The following is a 20,286-nucleotide window of genomic DNA, read 5'->3' as shown; positions in this document are numbered from 1 at the left end:
GGATGTTAAATAGGAAATCAAATAATTCTGTAAATCTAAGGTGTTTTTAATATGATAATTGCTGTTGATTTTGATGGGACAATTGTTGAACATAGGTACCCGTCCATAGGTAAACCAATTCCTTTTGCATTTGATACATTGAAGCAACTTCAAAATGAAAACCATCAATTGATTCTTTGGACAGTTAGAGAAGGTGATTTGCTGCAAGAAGCTATTGATTATTGTGAATCTAGGGGCTTATGTTTTTTTGCCTATAATGCAAATTTTCCGGAAGAAGATCCTTTAACTGCGGGACGGAAATTAAGAGCTGATCTATTTATTGACGATCGAAATTTTGGGGGGCTTCAGGATTGGGGTTTGCTTTATCAGGCTATTAAGAATAAACAGACACACAAATTAGTTTTTCAGGAGAATTTCTTATCGGAAAGAAATAGAAATTCCAAAAAAGGAATACGTAGCTTTTTTTTCGGCATCCTATGAAAATCTGTAATCAATTCCTGAAGGTGTCATTTTTTGTACTGACTATTTGTTGCTTATCGTGCCAGGGAACAAAAGAAAAAAGAACAACAGATAAAAATAAAGTGCTTGATAAGCAACGTGCTGTTTCCCGGAATTTTACAAATTCAAAAGCAAAATATAATGATCGGCTTTCCCACTATTGGGACAGTTTTAATTTTAAAAATAATTTAACCGGTACGCAGGGAGAGTTAGCAGAGCAAGCATTTGTAGGCTATATCGTGATATTTCCTTATGCGCCTGTCAGTGAAGTTAAGAAGAGTATTTATTCATTTTTGGATAAAGCCAAATCGCAGAAAGTGACATTTATTTTTTTCAAAAATTTATTTGATAAGTATTTATATGATCCCAATTCACCTATGCGAAATGACTTGTATTATGAAATTGTACTACAGTATTTCCTGGAATCTGATATGGTAGATAATAATGAAAAAATAAAGTATCAATTACAACTCCAAATAGTTCGAAAAAATAAGCCGGGGTCAAAAGCTAATTTATTTTTTTATTGGCTGGAAAATGGAAAAAGAGAGAGTTTGAGTGAAATAAAATCTCCTTTCACTCTTCTTGTCTTTTATGAACCAGGCTGTAGTAGTTGCGAACTGGCAGTTAGGCAACTAAAGAAATCTTTGGTAATTAATGAGTTGATCGGTAAGAAGATGTTAAAAATTATTGCAATATATCCCGAGGGGAACGAAAAAATCTGGAAGGCATATCAGCCTAATCTGCCTTCTAACTGGGTAAATGGACTGGATCGGGACCGGGATATATTGAAAAAAAATATATACGACCTCAAAGCTTCACCAACAATTTATTTATTGGATAAAAACAAGTTAGTGTTGCTAAAGGATGTTGATTTTTCACAGGTGGAATACTTTTTTAAAAAAATACATTCGGGAATTAAGTAGGTTTTTGAGTGTAAAATTGATGTCTAATGCTCTGTAGGATAAGTGTGTTAATTATTTAATTATGAGGTTTTTAATTGTTGTTATTCCGTTTTTGATTGCTGTTTCTTTGGGGAGAATAATAACCCCGTTGATTATGCTCGTAACCTACAAAAGACGTTTGTTTGATCCGGTGAACTCTAGAAAGTTACATAAGAATGCCATTCCCCGACTTGGGGGAGTCGCTTTTTTCCCTGTTCAATGTTTTTTATTTGCGTTAACGGTAATCGTAGTATATAAAGTCAAATTTGTAGCCCTGAATGTTGATCTTCTTGGGCTGTTACCCATGTTTTTATCATTAATGTGTGGGTTGTTTTTGCTCTTTATTGTAGGTATTGGTGATGATTTGATTGGAGTTAACTACAAATGGAAATTCTTCAACCAAATAATTGCGGCCTGTCTGTTACCTGCTTCAGGTTTGTGGATAAACGATTTGTATGGATTATTCTTTATTACGCATTTATCACCCTGGGTTGGAATACCAATAACAATCTTTGTAATTGTACTTGTATTAAATGCAGTTAACCTGATAGACGGATTGGATGGTCTTTGTTCAGGCCTTATTGGTATAGGTACTTTGGTACTTGGAGGCTTGTTTATATATTATGGAGCCTGGATTCATGGATTATTTTCCTTCATTACAGCAGGAGTCTTATTACCCTTTTTTTATTTCAATGTTTTTGGAACGGCACGCCGCCAGAGGAGAATATTTATGGGAGATACCGGAAGTTTAACCCTAGGTTTTTCTATAGTTTTTCTCGCCCTTAGTTTTGCAACAAACAATCAGGCAATAAAACCATTTTCTGACGGTGCAATAATTGTAGCATTTTCACCCCTTATCATTCCGGTCCTGGATGTGGCGCGCGTAATGTGCATACGCTGGAGAACTGGAGCACCACTCTTCAAGCCTGACCGAAACCATTTACATCACAAACTTTTGAGAGCAGGGGTATCTCATAGGAATGCTATGATTTCGATTATAGCATTGTCATTGGGTTTTTGCGTGCTTAATATAGTCTCGGTGCAATATATGAGCAATAACTTAATTGTTTTATGTAACGTACTGTTATGGACCGGTTTCCTTCTTGTTTTTTCTATAATAGAGAAATATAAGAAAAAAACTGATTGTGTCGATTCCAAAATAATATTATTTGAATGATTATGAAAATTGCGGTTTTAGGCGGGTCTGGTTTTGTTGGTTCGAAATTGATAGAAATTTTATTTCATTCCGAAATATTTCAAATACTAAATATTGATAAGCAACAAAGTACCCGGTATCCGGAAATTACAAGAATTGCTGATGTCCTGGACAAAGAGGTTATGCAGACGCTGTTGCAGGGAATAGATTTAGTCGTTTTATTGGCTGCCGAACACAGGGATGACGTAAAACCAACGTCATTGTATTATGATGTTAACGTGAATGGTATGCAGTGTACCCTGGAAGCGATGGAGAAAAATGCAGTTAAACGGATCATATTTACAAGTACAGTTGCTATTTATGGTTTAGATAAGAATAATCCAAATGAAAATACGCCAGCTGACCCTTTTAATCATTATGGAAAGAGCAAATGGAAGGCAGAACAGCTACTGCAGGAGTGGTATAAGACTCATGAAGACTGGAATATTAACGTCATCAGGCCTACAGTAATTTTCGGAGAAAGAAACAGAGGAAATGTTTATAATTTATTAAATCAGATTGCATCTGGGAAATTTATTATGATAGGGAAAGGAAATAACAGGAAATCTATGTCTTATATCGGTAATGTTGTCGCGTTTATACTGTTTCTGATTTTACATAAAGAAAGAGGATACAACGTTTACAATTATGTTGATAAACCTGATTTTACAACTAACGATTTGGTTTTAAATACTGGTGAAGCATTAGACAGACGAATTCCTACAATATATATACCTTATTTCTTAGGCCTTCTTGGGGGCTATGGATTTGATGTATTAGCATGGCTGTTGCAAAAGAAACTTTCCATTAGTTCTGTAAGAGTGAAAAAATTCTGCGCAGTAACGGAATATGATTCCAATAGCGTATTGAGTTCTGGCTTTCAACCGCCTTATACAATAGTAGAAGGGCTTAAAAGTACATTAAAGGCGGAGTTTGGTAATAAGGTGATTGAAAATGGAACAGGAAGATAGAGTTATAGATCCACAATGGACGGAAGTTATTGAACCACGTAGTGGTTTGTTTAAAATAGATGTGTATGAAATATGGCGCTACCGTGATCTTTTGGTTATGTTGGTACGGCGGGATTTTGTTACTTATTTTAAGCAAACGGTCTTAGGGCCGGTTTGGTTTTTTGTTACACCTATTTTTACGACTATTATTTATGTGATTGTATTTGGCAACATTGCAAACATATCTACAGATGGCATTCCTCAAATTGCATTTTATTTATGTGGTGTGACTTTATGGAACTATTTTTCTACCTGTTTAAATGATACGGCAACTGTATTTTCTAAAAATGCAACAATGTTGGGAAAGGTTTATTTTCCTAGACTAATTATGCCATTGTCAATTGTCGTTTCGAAACTGATGCAGTTTGGTGTTCAGTTCTTGTTGTTTATAGCTGTCGTAATTTATTTTTGGCTCCAGGGTTTGGTCCGGCCAAACCTTTGGATACTTGCTTCGCCTTTATTAATTGTGTTGATGGCAGCTTTTTCACTTGGATTAGGTATGATTTTTTCAAGTTTGACTGTAAAATACCGGGATATGGTACAGCTACTTACATTCGGTGTGCAATTATTTATGTACGCTACTCCTGTAATCTATCCAGTTTCTACACTACCCGAAAGGTACAAGCCATTATTGATGGCTAATCCGCTTACTGCCATTTTTGAAGCTTTTAAATATGCTTATTTAGGAGCAGGAGAGTTTTCGCCGGGGATGTTGGTGTATTCCTCTTGCGTAGTGTGTGTGATTTTTATGTTAGGGGTGTTGATATTTAATAAGGTGGAGAAAAATTTTGCAGATACAATTTAATATGATTATTGCGTAATGAAGAATATATCATTAGAAGTAGAGAATGTTTCAAAACAATATCGACTTGGAGAGGTGGGAACGGGAACACTTTCACATGACCTGAATCGGTTTTGGGCTCGTCTTCGCGGAAAAGAAGACCCTTTCTTAAAAATTGGAGAAACCAATGACCGTTCTGTAAAAGGTAATTCAGATTATGTCTGGGCTTTGAATGATATTAATTTTCAGATCGAACAAGGCGATGCAGTAGGAATTATCGGGCGCAATGGAGCTGGCAAGTCAACGCTGCTTAAGCTCTTGTCAAAAGTGACTTCTCCTACAACCGGAAATATCAAAGTTAAAGGGCGTATAGCATCACTGCTTGAGGTTGGTACAGGTTTTCATCCTGAAATGACCGGACGGGAGAATATTTTCCTGAACGGGGCTATTTTAGGGATGACCAAAAAAGAGATCAAACGTAAGTTTGATGAGATTGTCGATTTCTCTGGCGTAGAACGTTATATAGATACTCCTGTAAAACGATACTCATCAGGGATGTATGTTCGCCTGGCGTTTGCAGTGGCAGCACATTTAGAATCTGAAATATTGATTGTAGATGAGGTATTGGCTGTTGGGGATGCCGAGTTTCAGAAAAAATGCTTAGGAAAAATGAATACAGTTTCACAAGGAGAAGGTAGAACTGTATTATTTGTAAGCCATAATATGGTAGCCGTAAAAGAGCTTTGCACTAAGGGTATATTGATGCGTAATGGCACAATTGATTATAAGGGCCTTACCATAGACACCATTCATGAATATCAAAAAGATGCTGCTACCAATGCACGTTATATACATGAAGGTTCACCCGAATCCGCTTATGGAAATCGAAATATCCGGATTTTAGAATTCGCCGCCATTCCAGCATCGGGGCAGGATTTGAATATTGAATCTGGCATTGCTGTGAAACTTCGTTTTTATAATTACACGCCAAATATTGCTTTAGATACAACGTTTGAGTTACGTACAGTAGATGAAACAGTGGTTTTCCATGTAGGGGCATTTATAAAAGATAAGCAAAATTTAAAAATTGGTGAATATACTGTAGAGTTTGTTATCCCCGCTAATATCCTCAATGCAGGTAATTATTATTTTAAACTCTTTTTTGGTAAAGATCAAACCGAACTCTTATTAGGAGCAGATAATCTAATTGGTTTTGAAGTAGAGAATGTTAAGATGGGCATCAAGACCCATGTTTATCCGGGCATTATCCGTCCTAAGTTTGACTATAAAATTAATGTGAGCTAATTATGTGTAAAGCAACATATCCGACTCCCCGTATAATTATGTTTGATAAAATCGGTTCTTCAGAACTAGGATATATAACTATTGCCGAAAATCAGAGAAATATGCCGTTCGATTTCAAACGGCTATATTGGACTTATTTTACCCCTCAGGATGTTGTGCGGGGAGGACATGCACATAAGGATCTTCAACAAGTGATTTTTGCCGTTTCTGGAATCATTACGTTTAATACTGAAGATTGCCAGGGAAATAAAGAGACTTTTATATTGGACCACCCGGCAAAGGGGCTCTATATCCCCAATTTGGTATGGCGTGACATCCATTTTTCACATACTGCAGTATTGTTATGTTTAGCATCTGAGTATTATGTTGAAGAAGAATATATCCGCAATTATAGAGAATTTAAAAATTATAGCTATGAAGTTTAACAATCGTAATGTATATATAAGTGAAAAGGCCATAATTGGTAAAAATGTAAGGATTGGAGATAATACAGTTATTTATGATTACGTAAAGATTGGAGATAATTCCATTATCGCTAATGACTGTATCCTTGGAGAGCCACTGAATGATTATTATTTTTCTGACTCCTATGAAAATCCGGAAACAGTAATAATGGAAGGAGCATTAATCAGAAGTCACACTATTATTTATGCCGGATCGGTATTTGGTGAGAATTTTTCAACAGGCCATCGTGTTACAATCAGAGAAAAATCAAAATTTGGAAATAATTGCAGACTGGGAACAGTAACAGATATACAAGGATATGTAGAGTTTGGAGATAATTGTTGGTTACATAGTAATGTTCATATTGGGCAACAATCGAAAATAGGGAATTATGTATTTATTTATCCTTATGTGGTTTTGACAAATGATCCTACACCTCCCTCAGATACTTGTATAGGGGTAACAATTGGTGATTTTTCTATAATCGCTGTCGGTACAGTCTTATTACCAGCTACGGAGATTGGGAAGCATTGCCTGGTAGGGGCGCAATCTCTGGTTGGAGGAAAATACGAAGATTATTCTTTGATTATTGGAAATCCAGGTAAAAGACTAAAAGATGTAAGAGATCTTAAATCCAAACAAACAGGAGAATCTCACTATCCATGGCCAGATAAATTTAGTAGAGGAATGCCTTGGGAAAATGAAGGATTCGACGTTTGGAAAATAAAAAACGGATACGGAAATGATTAAGTTTCTTGACTTACAGAAAATAAATATGCTTCATCAGGAAGCTATTGAAAACAGGCTACTGGCTGCTTTTCGTTCGGGTTGGTACTTGTTGGGTAATGAAGTGAAGACTTTTGAGACTAGTTTGGCACGGTATATTGGTGCCAGTCATGCTATTGGTGTAGCCAATGGATTGGATGCTTTGCGTTTAATTTTCAGAGCTTATATAGAGTTGGGTATGATGAAACCCGGCGATGAGGTTATCGTACCTGCAAACACCTATATTGCCTCGGTACTGGCTATCTCTGATAATGGATTAATTCCTGTTTTTTGTGAACCTGATTTAGTCGACTTTAACATTGATATTGCTAGAATAGAGGACTGTATTACTGCCCGGACAAAAGCTATTCTGATTGTGCATTTATATGGGAAAGCTGTGTTTTCTAAAGAATTACAGCGTATTGTGAAACGACATGATTTGAAAATTATAGAGGATAATGCACAGGCAATTGGTGCGGAATGGAAGGGGATGAAAACGGGTGCCTTAGGAGACGCGGCGGGTTTTAGCTTCTATCCAGGCAAAAATCTTGGTGCCTTGGGTGATGCGGGAGCTGTATCGTGTAAGGATGAAGCATTGGCTCAAACGATACGTGCTATAGCAAATTATGGTTCGATCAAAAAGTATGTTAACTTATATAAAGGATTAAATTCCCGTCTTGACGAATTGCAAGCGGCGGTCCTAGATGAGAAACTGAAGTTTATTGATGCAGACAATGCGAGAAGACGAGCCATTGCAGATTATTATGCCGAAAATATAAAAAACGAGAAAATTATATTACCTGTTTTACCAGCAGATCCCTTATCCCATGTCTGGCATTTGTATGTTATTCGTACAAAAAATCGCGAAGCTTTGCAAAGCTACCTGACACAATATGAAATTCAAACATTAATTCATTACCCAATACCGCCTTATAGACAAGAAGCATATAGGGAGTATAATAGTTTGTGTTTTGAGCTTACTGAACAAATTCATGAAGAGGTGTTAAGCTTACCCATAAGCCCGGTATTAAGCGATGTGGAGGTAGAACATGTAGTCGAAATTTTAAATAAATTTTAATGAGCATGAAAGAACCACTTGTCAGCATCATTGTAGTGTCTTATAACCACGGAAAATTTATTCGTGAGAATTTGGATAGTATAAAGAATCAGACTTATAAAAACATTCAACTTATTGTTGGAGATGATGCCTCTTCAGATGGTTCTGTTCAGGTTTTTGAGGAATGGTTGACTGAAAATAATTACCCCGCAAGTAAGAACTACCATGCAAATAATACAGGTTTGGCAACTATGCTGAACGAATGTATTGAAATGGTAGAAGGAGAATATGTGAAAATGATTGCGGGTGATGATTATTTTTCAGAGGATTATATCATGACCTGTGTGCAATATTTAGAAACGAGCTCTTTGCAAGCAGTATATACCAACGCTTTTTCTGTAGATGAAGAATCGAAAGTGGTTAGAGAGTCCTATTTTCCTGTAGTGCAGTACTCCACAACAGCAGAAATGATAAAGTCATTGCTGCGCGAGAACTTTGTGCCCGGATCTACTCTTTTTTTGAAGGCCAATATTTTCGCGCGTATAGGTAAGTTTCCTTTAGATGTATTGCTGGAAGATTATTATCTGGCATTACAACTGGCGAGGTTAAATCTGATTATAGGATCCGTTAGTGATTCACTCATTTATTATAGAAGGCACGACTCGAATATTACCAATACGAGGTTTCATTATCTGGAGATGAAGACTATTAAACAACAATTAGACTTTGATCAGGAAGGTAAATATGCTGATGATATTAACCGCAATATATTTCGCCAGGTTTGTGAGCATAATCCCCATATCAGTGAATTAAAAAAAGATTACAACGAATACAAGGGAAGACGTTTTAAGGTAGACTTTGCCATACAATCCCCTTTGATATATAGTTTTTTACTCTCAATGAAATATAAATGCTTTCCATTATAGTATCTTCCTATCAAGAGCAGTATTATCTGGATTTCGAAGAGAATCTCCGGAAAACGTGTGGTATCCCTTATGAAATAGTTCGTATCTGGAATCCAGGAACCATGAGTATATACAAGGCATATAACCATGGGCTGGTCAGGAGCAAATACCCGTATTTGCTTTTTGTTCATGAGGATGTACTATTTGATAGTTCAGGTTGGGGAGAGGTACTGGTAAAACAGTTTGAAGAAGATGAAAATGTGGGTTTAATTGGCTTGGCTGGTGTCAGGTTAAAAACCAGGGCTCCTTCAGCATGGTATGAAAACGGAAAACAGCATAATGTCGAATGTATCAAACAATATGACAAGGGAAAATTAATTACCGATTATATTCCTGGTGATAAGTGGGAGAAGCCAGAAGCGGTTGTTGTTATTGATGGCGTGTTTATCGCTATGCGAAAGGCGACAGGTTTGATGTTCGACGAAAGACTGGATGGATTTCATAACTATGATTTGTCCATATCGCTGCAAGCCAAAGCAAAGGGATGGAAGATTCTTGTGGTCAAAAATATTTTATTGAGCCATTTTTCAATGGGCAATTTTGACCGTGAATGGCTATTATCAGCGCATTGTTTTTATCAGTTGTATCGCCGGCAATTGCCTCTGGTTGAAGAGGGAGTAGGATACAGCAAACAGTTGGAACGCAACAATTACCTGCTTTTTTTTCATCAGTGTTTGATCCATCATCAAAATCGATTAGCACTGTACTACCTCTTTGAAACATGGAAAATATATTTTTTAACGCTAACGCCCTATATGATGTTTGTTAAGTTGCTGGTTTTTCAATGTAAATTTTTTTTCGGAAAGAGAAGTGTTTAATTACGATATAAATAGATTTATGCCTAAGGTATCTGTTATAGTCCCGAATTATAATCACGCAGCCTATTTAACGCAGCGTTTGGAGTCTGTGCTGAACCAATCATTTCAGGATTTTGAATTAATTATATTGGATGATTGCTCTTCAGACAATAGTAAGGACATTATCGACCAATATGCCAGGCATCCGAGAGTATCCCATATTGTTTATAATGAGCAAAACTCGGGATCTACTTTCAACCAATGGGAAAAAGGCATTCGGCTTGCACAAGGAGAGTGGATCTGGATTGCTGAAAGTGATGATTGGTCTGAACCCGACTTTTTACAGGAGTTAGTCTTCCATATTTCTGCAGAACCTGGTGTCAATCTTGCATTTTCGCAGTTGTATTTGGTGGACGAGCATAGTCAGCGTATCAGTGCGGGGTTTGATGGAGAATCCGTGGCACAGCTAGTTGAAGGTACATCGTTTGTCAAAATAAACATGTTGCCTTTTACAGGTATATGGAATGCGAGCCAGGCGATATTTCGAAAATCTTCTTATTATAAACTTTCGCCGGAATATCTCAACTACAAATTTTGTGGCGACTGGATATTTTGGTCGGAGATTGGTCTGCAAGGGCAGGTCATGATCAGCGCCAAATTTCACACCTACTTTAGAAAGCATGGTTTAGATGTTACCTCTAAAGCGACACAATCGGGATTGCGCTTTAAGGAGGAATTGAAAACACTTTTATTTTTGGATAAACTGCTGGGAGGGTATGTAAGGCAGCAGCATTATATTGCGTTTCATTTTAGTAATTTCTATAGTGTGAGAGGTATTTTGCCAACAGCTATGTATCGGGAAATTTTTGCATTGTATGCGGATCAAATATCTTTCAAAGAACGTATCAAAAAACAAATTCGGGCTAAACTAGGCGCATTATGGAAGAAGTAAATGAGCGAGAGCCCCTGGTTTCCATTATTGTACCCGTTTACAAAGTGGAACCGTATTTAGCGATTTGTATAGAGGATATCCTGGCGCAAAGTTATCCGCATATTGAGGTAATTTTGGTAAATGATGGATCACCAGACCGCTGTGGAGAAATCTGTGAAATCTATGCGCTCAAAGATCATCGGATCCATGTAATCCACCAAAAAAATGGGGGAGTATCAGAGGCACGCAATGTGGGTTTGGATCATGCAAGGGGTGATTACATTGCATTTGTAGATAGCGATGACCGTGTGCATACGCAATTTATAGCACTCATGTTACAGCACATTGGCCAGCACAAACTGCTGTATTGTTCATACAATTTATTTGATGAATCAGAAGGTGTTGAGCGAAAAGCCCATCTTCATCATGGAAGTTATGATGTTTCTATAGATGTTGATCCTATGGAAAAAATAGCTGATGTATTTAAAACAATTTTTGTGGTGCCGTGGAACAAACTATATGCAAAATGTTTATGGGATCAGATTCGGTATCCGGTAGGGAAAATTCATGAGGATGAATTTGTGATCCATGAACTTTTGAGAGCAGCGGGGCCGATAGTGCATCTGGATCTGCCCCTGTATTATTACAGAATGAGGAAGGGAAGTATTACCGCAGATGAAACTAATGCTGATGGCTTTATTGATAAGACCGAGGCAATTTATCAGCGACGTAATTTTTTCCTTTCGCAAGGCCGCCAGCGCGAATTTAAACAATTGAATACCGCATTGTTGTCGCGTTTTGCATTGCCTACTATCGAAAAAAATAATGCCATTTGGAGGCGGTTTTCTATCCTGGATATATTTAGGAGTAACCAATTGCCACTGTCGCTCCAATTATTTTTGGTATTAAAAAAAGTAAACTATCCTATATATAGTTTTTTGGTTAGGAATGGTAAACGCTTTTTTAAACCAAAAACGTTTTTTATAATATAATTAAATGAGGTCAGAATGTGTTTAGTATCTTTTGTATTACCCGCTTATAAAGCGCCTTATTTATCGCAGGCGATTGCCAGTATTATAGAACAATCCTATACAAATTGGGAGTTGATTATCGTGGATGATGCTTCGCCGGAAGATCTCAGATCCATTGTGAACAGCTTTGATGATCCACGTATCCGCTATTATCGCAATACAGAAAATATTGGTGGTAAGAACCTGGTGCAGCAATGGAATCTGAGTATCGGATATGCCAGTGGAGACTATATTGTACTGGCAGCCGATGATGATACCTATCATCCGGATTTTCTGGAAACTTGCGTAAAGCTGGCTCAGTCTTATCCCCAGGTGGATTTGATTCGTGCACAAGTGGGTATCATTAATGAAGAAAATAACTTGGTTGGGATTGATGGGTTGATTCCTGAATACTGTTCTAAACATGCATTTTTATATTATTGGCTAAGGGCAACTATTTTAACATGTATTGGTAATTATATGTTCAAAAGCATAGCTATTAAAGAAAAAAAATTCGTGTATTTTCCTTCTGCCTTCTGTTCCGATGCCGCGACCTCAATTTTATTATCAGCTAATGGGATGGTGAATACGAAGGAAATGCTGTTTAATTTCCGTATTTCGACCATTCATCTTTCTAGTAGTAAAACACAGCTTGATAATAAATTAAAGGCGAATACCTTGTTTTACCAATGGTTGCTTGATTTAAATTATGAGGTTCCAAAAGATGCTATCGAGCATTTTTTCTATCGGGGTAATAATAGATCATACATTTATGGGAAATGTCTCTACGATTATTACAATCAGGTAATCAAATATTTGCCCTGGTCTAAGTTTTATGCGATCAGGTATTGTAAATTATTGAGCAAGAAAGATAAAGTGGTTATGCTTTTTCGCTTTTGTTTTGACTCACTATTTAAAAATAATGGTCTCTAAATCTCATTAAAACCAGGATTGAAATTATGATTAATCTGACTAAAGAGTCTACCATTTACATTCTCGCTCCAGGGACTATTTCTTCTGGTGGGCCTGAAGCGCTGCATCAATTGGCATATTATCTTAATAAATGTGGATATAGCGCATTCATTTGTTATTATGGCAGCCCAATGATACCCCCTCGTTATTTGATATATGAACCTAAAGTGATTTCTATTGATCTGATAGAAGATAGAAAGGGGCATGTAATTATTGCCCCTGAAATTGCGACTCGTTTTTTAAAAAAGTATAAGAACCTAACAAAATGTATTTGGTGGTTAAGTTTACAGTTTTACGATGGTTATGAGACAATTCCTGTTGGATTTAAAATGAAGTTCCATCGTACCATCCGGGATTTGATTCCACTAAGAATAATGAGGTGGAAACAAGCTTTTTTGAATCAGTTTTTTCTTAAAAGGGCTGCACTTCAGCCTTATTTAATTCAGAAAAATGATATCAACTTATGTGGATCTATGTTTGCCTACAACTTTGTCAAAAGGCGACATAAAAATGTGGTAATGTTTGTTGAGCCAATTGGTTTACCGTTTCTGAAACAGGATTTTCCTGAATTTATATCCAACAACAGAAGCAGGGTGGTTCTCTATAATCCTGCAAAACCATCAAGTTTAATGAATAAACTTTTAAAACAGGTGGATATTCAGTTTGTTCCGATCAAGGGAATGGATGTTGATCAAATGATTAATCTGTTTCGTAAAAGCAAACTCTATATTGATTTTGGATTTTTTGGCGGACCAGAACGATTGCCCAAAGAAACTGTTCATAATGGTTGCATGCTGCTTGTTGGAAAACGGAACGCAGCTGTTAATTCATTTGATGTGGCAATACCAGAGGAGTTTAAAATTGAAGATTTCAATGATGAAGTATTAATTCTTAAGAAGATAAAATATATGCTTGATCATTATGATGAAATAATTGATGAGTTTAAAGCTTTTCGTGTCAAAATAGAAAATCTGGAGGCAAATTTTATTCATTCTATACAAAATATTTTCATTAAAGGCTCTTAGTAGCATAAACTTATGGATGAGAAAAATACCCAACATATTCCACTAATACTAGCCTTTACACCAAGTTATTTAGTGCCGGCTGCTGCTTGTATTCTTTCTGTGAAAAATCATGCCACCAGTAGAGATTGTTTCCATTTTATTTGTCTCCTCACGCAGCGGTTATCTACGGAAAGTGAAGATATGCTGGTTAAACTGGGTGGAACGCGGTGTAGGTTTTCTTTTATAGACTTAGAAGGAAAACTTACAGATTTATACATTGATGAGAAGTACACGATCGCGGCTTCGTATCGTTTGTTACTTCCCGATCTCCTGCCCGAATACGATAAGGTATTATATATTGATTGTGATATGATCTTCCAGAATAATCTGGCCGATCTTTACCATTCTATATATCTAAAGGATAATTATATGGCGGGTGTGTTTGAAGCAACATTAGATTCTCAACAAGCACACATGAACGCTATTGGTTGCGAGCCTGGGAAATATATAAATTCGGGATTGCTTCTAATGAATTTGGCACAATTGCGTAAAGACAATATGGTGGAAAAATTTCTGGAAGCGGCAAAAGTTGAAGGTCTTGAGTTTCCAGATCAGGACGTTATCAATCAACTCTGTAGGGGTAAGATTGTAGGTTTACCACCTTATTGTAACAGCATACGCACTTTTTTATTGCCACAGTACAAAAAAATATTTCTGCAGTATTATACGGTGCAAGACTGGCAGAATGTCCAACATAAAGGGAATGTGCATTATACTGGCCCTAAACCTTGGGTTACGTTTACTATAGCCTTCGATTTATGGTGGAAATATTATGAGAAATTGCCCGGTAAGATCAAGCAACAAGCCAGTTTTAATCTTAAAGTACAAATCTTATCCAGAGTCTATCGAACGTGGTTTGGGAAAATATTGATTAATACTGTAAGAAGTCTATATCGAAAAGTAAGAAATAGCGAAGGATGAAACATGCATATCTGATTATAGCGCATCATGAAATTGAGGTGTTAAAGCGATTAATTCAGGCTTTGGATGATATCCGGAATGATATTTATATTCATTTCGATCAAAAAATGAAAGATTTGCCTTTGCTTTCTGTTCGATATGCCCGCCTGATTATATCTCCCGAGCGAATAGACGTTCGCTGGGCGGATTTTTCTCAAATAGAGGTCGAGTTACTGTTATTTAAGCAGGCACATACAACAGAAGTTTACCAATATTATCACTTATTGTCAGGTACTGATATGCCCCTGCAATCGCAGGAGAAAATTCATTCTTTTTTTGAGCAGCATAAAGGCAAGGAATTTATTGGATACACACAAGGGAATATTGACTTGCAAATTAATAGAAAGGTACAACGGTATCACCTGTTCCCCCGGCATTTCATATTTCAGCAAACATTTGCTGGTCTGTTACGGCGTATGATTCGGTTTCTGTTTTTAAAAGTACAATATTTACTAGGAATTAAAAGAAATTTCAACATATCTTTTAAGAAAGGAGGGAACTGGGTTTCAGTTACGCAGAGCTTTGTGACCTATCTTTTGGCTAATGTGCAAGATATACGTCATATCTATAAGTGCACTTATTGTGCTGATGAAATTTTTTTACATACAATTTGTTGGAATTCGCCATTCCGCCAACAGGTATTTGATTCTGAAAATGAAGGCTACAGTTCACAACGCTTAATCCGCTGGAAAAATAATCGTATTTACGATTGGGAGAGCAGTGATTATCATGAATTACTAACCTCTAAGTATATGTTCGCGCGTAAATTTAACAGTAAACACATTGAAATTGTAGACAGAATTTTAACCATAATAAGAAATAAACCTTATTTAGATATTCAGGAAGATTGAATTTGATATGAGAGATACACAAACGGTAGTTTCTATAATTATACCTGTATTTAATGCAGAACCGACTTTATTGGTTTGTCTGGAATCTTTGAAAGCTCAGAGCTATCAGTATCTGGAATTGCTTTTTATTAATGATTGCAGTGTGGATAAGAGTGCAGAGTTGATTCGGTCATTTGCTGAAAAATGGCAAAATGATAAATACATACAGGTTAAGCTGCTGGAGCATGAGCAAAATATGGGGGTGGCCGCTGCCCGTAATACTGGGTTGGATCAGGCGACAGGAACATATATTTATTATGTAGATGCAGATGATAGTATAGAAACTGATGCGATTGAGATGGCTGTTCAGTGTGCCTTGAAAAACGATGCCGATATTGTGGGCTTTAACTGGTTTTTAACCTTTTCCAATAATAAAAGACGGATGAATCAATCTACCTTCAATACGGCGTGGGAAGCGATCTCACTCATGTTATGCGGAAGGATGCGATGGAATTTATGGCTTTTTTTAACCAAACGATCGCTGTACGAGAATAATAATATTCGTTTCATACCAGGGAATAATATGGGAGAGGATTTGATGGTGTCCATCAAATTATTTTCGCGTGCACAACGCGTGATTTATTTGGATAAGGCCTTGTATCATTATCGACAATCTAATACTCAATCTTTGACAAAAACCTATTCGGCTCAACATATCAGTCAGGTAACAGAGAATGTAAAGGAAGTAGAGCTTTTTCTGAGAAATAGTAAGTTCGAGAATAAAATAGGGGATTTGTTCTTTTACCTGAAGTTGAATATTAAATTACCTTTATTAATGTCGCAAAAAACATTAAATTATAGCTGTTGGGTCAACTGGTTTCCAGAAGCGAATGAGTTTGTTTTGAAAAATAAATCCTTGCCCTTACGTACCCGGATATTACAATGGTTGGCAGTACATAAGCAGTACTGGGCTCTTAAATTGTATAATTTATTGGTTTTTCGAATAATTTATGGGGTTTTATATAAATAAGATATAATATGTCACGATTTCTGAAACAACTGATGACAGGGATAGCTTTGAGCTTTTATCTATTCCCAATTGCCTTCACTTTCTTGCCATCAACTATAAATACTAAAATGATGTTAGCCGTTTTGGGAGTAATATTATTAGTGTTTAATTGGTTAAATGAAAATAAAATAATTCTTTCCAAAGAGCTGCTGGGAGCAACCGGAATTGTTACTCTTTTTTCGATAATATGCTATTTTTCAGCTGATTATAATAATACTGCGGATTATTCGTACGCTAATTATTTTACAACTTTTTTTGTCTGGCTGGGGGCGGCGTATGCAGTGTGTACAATAATGGGCAAGGTACATGGTTATTGTAATTTGCGCCTGTTAACTTTTTATGCAGTAGGTGTATGTTTTATCCAATGTGTGGCTGCTATAATGATCGATAGGATACCGGAATTTCAACACCTGGTAGATAGTGTAGTCAATCAAGGTCAGGACTTTGTGCTTAGTGTTGGACGATTATACGGCATCGGTGCATCATTGGATACGGCGGGAATTCGATTTGCGATAGTCCTGTTAATGACAGCAGCGGTATTGAGTAAGGATAAGCAGGTTCTTTCCAGCAAAAAAACAATTTTCATATTACTAATTGCATTTTTTACTATAGCAATTATAGGGGATATGATTGCCCGTACTACTAGTGTGGGATTAGTAATGGCTATTATTTATTTTATCTTAAATACAGATATTTTTCGATTGGTGATGAGAAGGAAATATCTTACGTTTCATGCCATATTTGGATTGATGTTATTAGTGGTTGTTGCTATTTCAGCCTATCTATACAATACGGATAAGAATTTCCATACAGACATACGTTTTGCATTTGAAGGTTTTTTTAATTGGGTAGAATATGGAGAATTTAGAACGTCATCAACAGATAAACTGAATACTGTCATGTGGATTTGGCCAAAGGATTTGAAAACCTGGATTATTGGAAGTGGGCGGTTCGGACTTTTTGCATTTAGTTCTGATATTGGCTATTGTCGGTTTATCTTGTATTGTGGATTAACCGGTTTTAGTGTATTTGCATCGCTTTTTGTATATAATGCGACTGTTTTTGCAATCAGGTACAAGATGTATCGTGATTTATTTATTTTTTTATTGGCCTATACCTTTATTGTTTGGATTAAGGTTTCTACAGACATATTTTTTTTATATGCATTGTTTTATTGTATGGACGATGAAAAATATAAAAAAAATGGCGGGAGGAAAACAGCATGAAATTAATATATCTGATCAATGGAACCTTTAACTCCGGAGGAATGGAGCGTGTATTGGCCAATAAAGCTAACTATTTAATCGGGAGAGGATATGATGTCAGTATTGTTACTACCGACCAGGGAGGGCTGCGTCCCTTTTTTACTTTTTCTCCAAAGATAAAACATTATGATTTGGGCATAAATTATACTGAAAATAATAATAAGGGTATTTTTATTAAACTGCTTCAGTATCCATTGAAACAGTGGATGCACCGAAAGGGTTTAACAGACTTGCTTTTTCGTCTTAAAGCGGATATTGTAATTTCTATGTTTGATCATGATGCCTCATTTTTGTGGAGCATTAAGGATGGAAGTAAGAAAGTATTAGAGATTCATTTCTCCCGGTTCAAACGCTTACAGTATAGTCAGACTGGAATAGCTAGATTAATAGATGTTTGGCGAAACAAAAATGATTTTCGTGTCGCTGGAAAATATGATCGTTTTGTAGTTCTTACTCAGGAAGATAAAATCTATTGGGGAGATTTGTCTAACATAATGGTTATTCCAAACGCAAATAGTTTTGTGCCCCGGGATAAGGCAGATGTATCGCAAAAGAAAGTTATAGCAGTTGGTCGTTATGACCAGCAAAAAGGATTTGAAGACTTAATCAAGGCCTGGCATAAAATATACCAGGTTCATCCTGACTGGATTTTAAGGATTTTCGGTAAAGGTCCTTTGGAAAAGGAAATGCAACGATTAATCAAGGATTTGAATCTTGAAAAGGCTATCCGCTTATGTAAACCCGTACAGGATCTCGAAAAAGAATATTTGCAAAGTTCTATGGTATTGATGACTTCAAGGTATGAGGGCTTGCCTATGGCACTGCTTGAAGGACAAGCTTGTGGGTTACCTATGGTCTCTTACGTATGTAAGTGTGGTCCAAAAGATATTATACATCAGGATATAAATGGATTTTTGGTGGAAGAAGGAAATATAGAAATGTTTGCCCAACGTGTAATGGAGTTGATTAGAGACCCTGATAAAAGAATTGAAATGGGAGTGGAATCGATTCGTTTTTCAGAAAATTTTTCAGAGAAAAAAATTATGCTTCAGTGGCTGGAATTATTTCAAAATTTGAAGGTGTAAACAGAGAAGTATGAAAACCATTGTAGTATCAGCAGTTAATCTTGTAGAAGCCGGGACTCTTGCTATCTTACGTGATTGTGTGCAGTATTTATCCGTTTTAGCAGAAGAAAAAGACTACCGCGTCCTTGTCATTATACATAAAAAAGAACTGGCTTATTTTCCTAACATTGAGTATATCGAAACACAATGGCCCAAAAAGAGATGGGTAAACAGACTCTGGTTTGAATATGTTTCCTTGAAAAAGATCTCAAAGGAATTGAGTCCTGTGTATCTGTGGTTCTCACTACATGATACTTCTCCTACGGTAGTAGCACAAAAAAGAGCAGTTTATTGCCACAATTCCTTTCCTTTCTACAAATGGAAATTGCGGGAGTTGTACTTTGCACCCAAGATCGTTATGTTTGCGATTTTCTCAAGGTACTTCTATTGGATCAATATTAAAAAGAACAATTATATTGTTGTTCAGCAGAGCTGGTTCAGAGAGGCGATGGCCAACATGTTTAATTTAGATCCTAAACAGATCATTATATCAAAACCCTCATCAACGGCAGTAAAAATGTTTGAACCCGGGGTAGACAATAATCGATCAGATGAAAATTATGTTTTCATCTTTGCCGCCTCCCCCAACAGCCATAAAAATTTTGAATGTATTTGCCGTGCTGTAACGCATCTGGAACAGAAAATGGGGATTCGCAATTTTAAAGTATATATTACCATAACCGGAATTGAAAATAAATATACAAGATGGTTATTCAAGAACTGGGGGAATAAGTTCACCTCACTAAAATTTATAGGGTTTTTAAACCGGATTGAGCTTGAGACTTTTTATGCCAGTTCTCATTGTTTAATATTTCCATCTAAAGTGGAAACCTGGGGTTTACCTATTTCGGAGTTTGCAAGATATCAAAAACCGATGTTACTGGCAGATTTACCATATGCACATGAAACAGCTCAGGGGAGTGGTAGAGTCGCTTTTTTTGATCCTGATAATGAAAAGCAACTGGCAAACCTGATGGCTTCTCTGATTCAGGGAAACTATTCAATGTTAAAACCAGTAGATGTGAAAATTATACAGCCTCCTGTTGCAAATAACTGGGCACAATTGTTTGATCATCTGTTAAATCTACCAGACGTTAACTGTGATTTCAAAAAATAATTTTGCCCATACTTGTTGCCTTTATACTTAATACTTTAGCAGATGTACCCATTGTCTGTTTCCTGGCTTTTTTACTGATCCTATCTTCGCAGAAGTTTTGATTTATTGTGGTGTGAAATTTCAGATTACCCCAGCATTTAAGTGTGCTTCAAAACTATCCTTTTGATTGTATCCGGTTGTAGGATA

21 protein-coding genes are annotated in these 20,286 nt (G+C 36.5%); all 21 read left to right on the top strand.

Features of this window, described 5'->3' with window-relative positions:
• The first annotated feature begins 51 nt into the window (after positions 1–51).
• The gene (locus HDF25_RS15435; protein WP_184626306.1) at positions 52–480 is read left to right on the top strand and encodes a BT0820 family HAD-type phosphatase; all 429 of its coding nucleotides are present in this window, start codon (positions 52–54) and stop codon (positions 478–480) included.
• On the top strand, positions 477–1,421 hold the full coding sequence (locus tag HDF25_RS15430; protein ID WP_221450921.1) for a DUF5106 domain-containing protein: 945 nt from the start codon (positions 477–479) through the stop codon (positions 1,419–1,421). Before HDF25_RS15435 ends, HDF25_RS15430 begins: the two co-directional genes overlap by 4 nt.
• 61 nt (positions 1,422–1,482) lie before the next feature.
• Complete coding sequence (locus HDF25_RS15425; RefSeq protein ID WP_184626302.1) at positions 1,483–2,616, top strand: MraY family glycosyltransferase; 1,134 nt, start codon at positions 1,483–1,485, stop codon at positions 2,614–2,616.
• Complete coding sequence (locus HDF25_RS15420; RefSeq protein WP_221450920.1) at positions 2,613–3,605, top strand: NAD-dependent epimerase/dehydratase family protein; 993 nt, start codon at positions 2,613–2,615, stop codon at positions 3,603–3,605. Before HDF25_RS15425 ends, HDF25_RS15420 begins: the two co-directional genes overlap by 4 nt.
• Entirely contained in the window at positions 3,589–4,449 is an 861-nt protein-coding gene (locus tag HDF25_RS15415; protein WP_184626300.1) for an ABC transporter permease, read from the top strand. Before HDF25_RS15420 ends, HDF25_RS15415 begins: the two co-directional genes overlap by 17 nt.
• A 15-nt stretch (positions 4,450–4,464) precedes the next feature.
• The gene (locus HDF25_RS25850) at positions 4,465–5,730 is read left to right on the top strand and encodes a polysaccharide ABC transporter ATP-binding protein (protein WP_184626298.1); all 1,266 of its coding nucleotides are present in this window, start codon (positions 4,465–4,467) and stop codon (positions 5,728–5,730) included.
• 38 nt (positions 5,731–5,768) lie between these two features.
• Positions 5,769–6,155 (top strand): sugar 3,4-ketoisomerase, encoded by a 387-nt coding sequence (locus tag HDF25_RS15405; protein ID WP_221450919.1) that lies wholly within the window; start codon positions 5,769–5,771, stop codon positions 6,153–6,155.
• Entirely contained in the window at positions 6,145–6,924 is a 780-nt protein-coding gene (locus HDF25_RS15400; RefSeq protein WP_184626294.1) for an N-acetyltransferase, read from the top strand. The genes HDF25_RS15405 and HDF25_RS15400 overlap by 11 nt, the downstream gene beginning before the upstream one ends.
• Positions 6,917–8,017, top strand: a complete 1,101-nt coding sequence (locus HDF25_RS15395) for a DegT/DnrJ/EryC1/StrS family aminotransferase (RefSeq protein WP_184626292.1) — start codon at positions 6,917–6,919, stop codon at positions 8,015–8,017. Before HDF25_RS15400 ends, HDF25_RS15395 begins: the two co-directional genes overlap by 8 nt.
• Before the next feature lie 5 nt (positions 8,018–8,022).
• Positions 8,023–8,922 carry a glycosyltransferase gene (locus HDF25_RS15390; protein WP_184626290.1) on the top strand — a complete coding sequence of 300 codons (900 nt, stop codon included), beginning with the start codon at positions 8,023–8,025 and terminating at the stop codon, positions 8,920–8,922.
• Positions 8,907–9,779: a glycosyltransferase gene (locus tag HDF25_RS15385; RefSeq protein WP_184626288.1), complete on the top strand. Its 873-nt coding sequence runs from the start codon at positions 8,907–8,909 to the stop codon at positions 9,777–9,779. The genes HDF25_RS15390 and HDF25_RS15385 overlap by 16 nt, the downstream gene beginning before the upstream one ends.
• Before the next feature lie 19 nt (positions 9,780–9,798).
• Positions 9,799–10,710, top strand: a complete 912-nt coding sequence (locus HDF25_RS15380; RefSeq protein ID WP_184626285.1) for a glycosyltransferase family 2 protein — start codon at positions 9,799–9,801, stop codon at positions 10,708–10,710.
• A complete protein-coding gene (locus HDF25_RS15375; protein ID WP_184626283.1) occupies positions 10,698–11,681 on the top strand; it encodes a glycosyltransferase family 2 protein in 984 nt (327 codons plus the stop codon). The genes HDF25_RS15380 and HDF25_RS15375 overlap by 13 nt, the downstream gene beginning before the upstream one ends.
• Before the next feature lie 15 nt (positions 11,682–11,696).
• Positions 11,697–12,632, top strand: a complete 936-nt coding sequence (locus tag HDF25_RS15370; RefSeq protein WP_184626281.1) for a glycosyltransferase family 2 protein — start codon at positions 11,697–11,699, stop codon at positions 12,630–12,632.
• A gap of 26 nt (positions 12,633–12,658) precedes the next feature.
• On the top strand, positions 12,659–13,696 hold the full coding sequence (locus tag HDF25_RS15365) for a hypothetical protein (RefSeq protein WP_184626279.1): 1,038 nt from the start codon (positions 12,659–12,661) through the stop codon (positions 13,694–13,696).
• 12 nt (positions 13,697–13,708) lie between these two features.
• Entirely contained in the window at positions 13,709–14,656 is a 948-nt protein-coding gene (locus HDF25_RS15360) for a glycosyltransferase family 8 protein (protein WP_184626277.1), read from the top strand.
• On the top strand, positions 14,653–15,546 hold the full coding sequence (locus HDF25_RS15355) for a beta-1,6-N-acetylglucosaminyltransferase (RefSeq protein ID WP_184626275.1): 894 nt from the start codon (positions 14,653–14,655) through the stop codon (positions 15,544–15,546). Before HDF25_RS15360 ends, HDF25_RS15355 begins: the two co-directional genes overlap by 4 nt.
• Positions 15,547–15,553: 7 nt before the next feature.
• On the top strand, positions 15,554–16,555 hold the full coding sequence (locus HDF25_RS15350; RefSeq protein ID WP_184626273.1) for a glycosyltransferase family 2 protein: 1,002 nt from the start codon (positions 15,554–15,556) through the stop codon (positions 16,553–16,555).
• 8 nt (positions 16,556–16,563) lie between these two features.
• A complete protein-coding gene (locus HDF25_RS15345; RefSeq protein WP_184626271.1) occupies positions 16,564–17,820 on the top strand; it encodes a hypothetical protein in 1,257 nt (418 codons plus the stop codon).
• Complete coding sequence (locus HDF25_RS15340; RefSeq protein WP_184626269.1) at positions 17,817–18,944, top strand: glycosyltransferase family 4 protein; 1,128 nt, start codon at positions 17,817–17,819, stop codon at positions 18,942–18,944. The genes HDF25_RS15345 and HDF25_RS15340 overlap by 4 nt, the downstream gene beginning before the upstream one ends.
• Before the next feature lie 10 nt (positions 18,945–18,954).
• A complete protein-coding gene (locus HDF25_RS15335; RefSeq protein WP_184626267.1) occupies positions 18,955–20,100 on the top strand; it encodes a glycosyltransferase in 1,146 nt (381 codons plus the stop codon).
• Positions 20,101–20,286: the final 186 nt, after the last annotated feature.

Source organism: Pedobacter cryoconitis, assembly GCF_014207135.1.
Classification (GTDB): domain Bacteria; phylum Bacteroidota; class Bacteroidia; order Sphingobacteriales; family Sphingobacteriaceae; genus Pedobacter; species Pedobacter cryoconitis_D.
The sequence above is the reverse complement of the archived record's forward strand: the minus strand, read 5'-3'. Positions and strand labels throughout refer to the sequence as shown.